Source organism: Dermacoccus sp. UBA1591, from assembly GCF_002322065.1.
Lineage (GTDB): Bacteria > Actinomycetota > Actinomycetes > Actinomycetales > Dermatophilaceae > Dermacoccus > Dermacoccus nishinomiyaensis.
Window position 1 is genome coordinate 1 of sequence record NZ_DCNR01000077.1, and the last position, 4209, is coordinate 4209.

At 67.9% G+C, this 4209-nt stretch carries 4 protein-coding genes; all 4 read left to right on the forward strand.

Features of this window, described 5'->3' with window-relative positions:
• Positions 1–459 precede the first annotated feature (459 nt).
• Positions 460–1641, forward strand: a complete 1182-nt coding sequence (sucC, locus tag B2284_RS07845) for an ADP-forming succinate--CoA ligase subunit beta (RefSeq protein WP_286697354.1) — start codon at positions 460–462, stop codon at positions 1639–1641.
• A 34-nt stretch (positions 1642–1675) separates the two neighbouring features.
• The gene (gene sucD / locus B2284_RS07850) at positions 1676–2569 is read left to right on the forward strand and encodes a succinate--CoA ligase subunit alpha (protein ID WP_286697355.1); all 894 of its coding nucleotides are present in this window, start codon (positions 1676–1678) and stop codon (positions 2567–2569) included.
• A 218-nt stretch (positions 2570–2787) separates the two neighbouring features.
• Positions 2788–3480, forward strand: a complete 693-nt coding sequence (locus B2284_RS07855; protein WP_143181543.1) for a DUF4352 domain-containing protein — start codon at positions 2788–2790, stop codon at positions 3478–3480.
• Positions 3481–3538: 58 nt separating this feature from the next.
• Positions 3539–4209: DUF4352 domain-containing protein (locus B2284_RS07860; RefSeq protein WP_286697356.1), on the forward strand; the 671-nt coding region annotated here is incomplete at its 3' end.

Sequence of the window (4209 nt, forward strand, 5' to 3'; positions counted from 1 at the left end):
CGGCTACGTCCAGAAGACCATCGACCTGTCCAGCTACGCCGGACGCAGCGTCACCCTCAAGATCACCGCCACCGAAGACTCCTCCGCCCAGTCCAGCTTCGTCTTCGACGACATCACCGTCCAGTAACCCCAGCGTCACCCCAGCACCAACACAGCACCAGACAGCACCAGACAGCACCAGACAGCACCACAAGAGTCACGCACGAGGCCGCATGCCGGGACCCCCTTCCCGGCATACGGCCTCGTCGTCCGTCACCGCCCCCCAGGCACAGCCCACCGGATCACCCGACCGACCCCGGTCCAGGAACCGACCGGGTGGACCGACCGGCTCGCCCGACCCGCGCGGGCGCGCCCTCGGTGTGGCATCGGTCGCAGGGGGACGGTTGGCGTGGGCCGGTGCGTCGGAACCGCGTTATCCTCGCGAAGACACTCCACCACCTAACCCAAGGACGGATGAGCGTGGATCTTTTCGAGTACCAGGCACGCGACATGTTCGAGAAGCACGGCGTGCCGGTCCTGGCGGGCAAGACCGCCGAGACCCCCGAGCAGGCTCGGGCCGCCGCAGACGAGATCGGGACCAGGAGCGGCGGGGTCACCGTCGTCAAGGCCCAGGTCAAGACCGGAGGTCGCGGCAAGGCGGGTGGCGTCAAGGTCGCCAAGTCCGCCGACGAGGCCGAGCAGTACGCCCAGCAGATCCTCGGCATGGACATCAAGGGCCACACCGTCCACACCGTGATGATCGCGCAGGGCGCCAAGATCGCCGAGGAGTACTACTTCTCGCTGCTCCTGGACCGCGCCAACCGCAACTACCTGGCGATGTGCAGCAAGGAGGGCGGGATGGAGATCGAGCAGCTCGCCGTCGAGCGCCCCGAGGCCCTCGCCCGCATCGCCGTCGACCCGCAGGTCGGCATCGACGAGGCCAAGGCCACCGAGATCGTCCAGGCCGCCGGCTTCGACGCGGAGACCGGCGCCAAGATCGTGCCGGTGCTGCAGAAGCTGTGGGACGTCTACCGCGAGGAGGACGCCACCCTGGTCGAGGTCAATCCCCTCGTCAAGACCGAGGACGGCGACATCATCGCCCTGGACGGCAAGGTCACCCTCGACGACAACGCGTCCTTCCGCCAGGCCGACCACGCAGCCCTGGTCGACGAGAAGGCCGCGGACCCGCTGGAGGCCAAGGCCAAGGCGATGCACCTCAACTACGTCAAGCTCGACGGCAACGTCGGCATCATCGGCAACGGCGCAGGCCTCGTGATGAGCACCCTGGACGTCGTCGCCTACGCCGGCGAGGACCACACGGGCGGGGCCAGCAAGCCCGCCAACTTCCTCGACATCGGTGGCGGCGCCTCGGCCGAGGTCATGGCCAACGGCCTGGACGTCATCCTCGGCGACGAGCAGGTCAAGGCCGTGTTCGTCAACGTCTTCGGCGGGATCACGGCGTGCGACGCCGTGGCCAACGGCATCGTCGGCGCCCTCAAGTCGCTGGGCGACCAGGCCACCAAGCCGCTCGTCGTCCGTCTGGACGGCAACAACGTCGTCGAGGGTCGCCGCATCCTCGAGGACTACAACCACCCGCTGGTCACCGTCGAGGAGACCATGGACGGCGCTGCCCGCAAGGCCGCCGAGCTGGCCGCCAAGTAAGCGTTCGAGCGAGAGAGACAGGACTACACAACCAATGGCTATCTTCCTCAACGCCGACTCCAAGGTCATCGTCCAGGGCATGACCGGCTCCGAGGGCATGAAGCACACCACGCGCATGCTCGCCTCCGGCACCGACATCGTCGGTGGCGTCAACCCCAAGAAGGCCGGCCAGACGGTCGACTTCCCCGAGGGCAAGCAGGTCCCCGTCTTCGGCTCCGTCAAGGAGGCCATGGACGCGACCGGCGCCAACGTCTCGGTCGTGTTCGTGCCGCCGGCCTTCACCAGGTCCGCGGTCGTCGAGGCCGTCGACGCGGGGATGCCGCTGCTCGTCGTCATCACCGAGGGCATCCCGGTGAGGGACTCGGCCGAGTTCTACAACTACGCCGCGGCCAAGGGCACGACCCGCATCATCGGCCCCAACTGCCCCGGCATCATCAGCCCCGGGCAGTCCAACGCCGGCATCATCCCCGCCGACATCGCGGGCGCCGGCCAGATCGGTCTGGTCTCCAAGTCGGGGACCTTGACCTACCAGATGATGTACGAGCTGCGTGACTTCGGCTTCACCACCGCCGTCGGCATCGGTGGCGACCCGGTCATCGGCACCACGCACATCGACTGCCTCGAGGCCTTCGAGAAGGACCCGGAGACCAAGGCGATCGTCATGATCGGCGAGATCGGTGGCGACGCCGAGGAGCGCGCGGCGAAGTTCATCCAGGACAACGTCACCAAGCCGGTCGTCGGCTACGTCGCGGGCTTCACCGCCCCCGAGGGCAAGACCATGGGCCACGCCGGCGCCATCGTCTCGGGTGGCGCGGGCACTGCCGCCGCCAAGAAGGAGGCCCTCGAGGCCGCCGGCGTCAAGGTCGGCAAGACGCCGTCCGAGACGGCCGCTCTCATGACGGAGATCATGAACAACCTCAGCAAGTGAGGCGGATTCACCGAACGTCGCTTCGGTGATCTCGACGAACGCCCCCGCATCGGCTCGCGCTGGTGCGGGGGCGTTCGTCGTGTCGCCGAGTTGCCGGCGACATGGCCGCGAGATATCGGCGCGCGAATGGAACCAATGATGATGCAGCGGCGTCCCAGTGACGGTTAAGTTATGAATGATCACGCGGGCGGGAGCCCGTCGACCCGGGAGGGATCGTCATGGATTTGAAGCGGGGGTGCGGTCTCGTCGGAGCTGTGGGCGTGACGTTGTCGGTGGGTGCGTGCACGAGCGTCGACGGTTCGTCGTCGGCGTCGAGCGCGTCTGCGCCGCCGAGTGCCGCCGTGTCTTCGAACGCGGCCGCGCAGACTCCGAGCGCGGCGACGTCTGCTGCCGCGCCCGTGTCGTCGTCGGCGCCCGCCACGTCCGCTGGTGCCGCGTCGAGCGAGGCGGCCGCGTCGTCCGCGCCGGCGTCCGATCTGCTCGGCTCCGGCCAGCGGGGGCTCGTCACCACGAAGGTCGGTGCAGAGGCGAAGACCTCGAAGTTGTCGGTGAAGGTGACCAAGCTCGTCGACCCGGTGCCGGTCGGCGATTCGGCGGTCTTCAAGCCGGGGGTCGGCAAGAAGTGGGCGGCCGTGTCGATGACGGTGACGAACGTCGGCGGCACGCCGATCAACTTCAGCCCGTTGATGTGCATCAACGCCAAGACGACGACGAACGGGTCGGCGTCGGCGTCACTGTTCGCCGATCACGGTTCGCCGATGGATTCGTCCACCCTGCACAAGGGTGACACCGCGAGCGGGGACGTGACGTTCGAGCTGCCGAAGGACCAGAAGCTCAAGTCCGTCGACGTGCGATGCTCTCTCGACTTCGCCGGGGATCAGCGCACCATCCGCGTCGACCTCGCCCACTGACCACTTCACTCTCAGCCCGGGCCCGCCGCGGCTCGGACGCACCGAAAGGAACACCCAGATGAAGACCACCGCACGCAGGATGGGCCTGGCCCTGCTGGCCGGCACGATGACGCTGGGCATGAGCGCCTGCACCCAGGTCGAGGGCGGCGCGTCCCAGGCCACGTCGGCCGCGAACAGCGCGGCGCCGTCCGTGGCCTCGGCCGCGTCGTCGGCTGCGGGCGAGGCCACCTCGGCGGCCCCGAGTGCCACGTCACCGGCCTCCACGCCGGATCAGAGCTCGAGCGCGGCTGCACCCACGACGAGCGAGTCCCCGTCCTCCGACACCGGTACGGGCGACTCGGGAGACACGTCGGGCCCCAAGACCGGCAAGGTCGGTGAAGAGGTCAAGACGAAGGAGATGTCGGCCAAGGTCAACAAGATCGCCGACCCGATCACCCCCGAGAACGACTTCGACAAGCCGGGCAACGGCAAGCACTTCGTCGCCGTCAACATCACGATGACGAACCTCGGCGACAAGGATCTCAACGCCGGCGCGACGTGCCTCAAGGTGAGGCTCGACGACAACACGTCCGCTCGCGAGGACTTCGCCTCGTACGGGCAGCGTCTCGACTACGGCACCCTCTACAAGGGCGACACGACGACGGGTGACGTCGTCTACAAGGTGCCGAACGGCAAGAAGATCAAGACGATCGACGTCAAGTGCGGTTACGGCGACGAGCAGGCCATCCG

Coding starts and splice junctions, on each gene's coding strand:
- sucD (WP_286697355.1), top strand. CDS start 1,676: ATGGCTATCTTCCTCAACGCCGACTCCAAGGTCATCGTCCAGGGCATG.
- B2284_RS07855 (WP_143181543.1), top strand. CDS start 2,788: ATGGATTTGAAGCGGGGGTGCGGTCTCGTCGGAGCTGTGGGCGTGACG.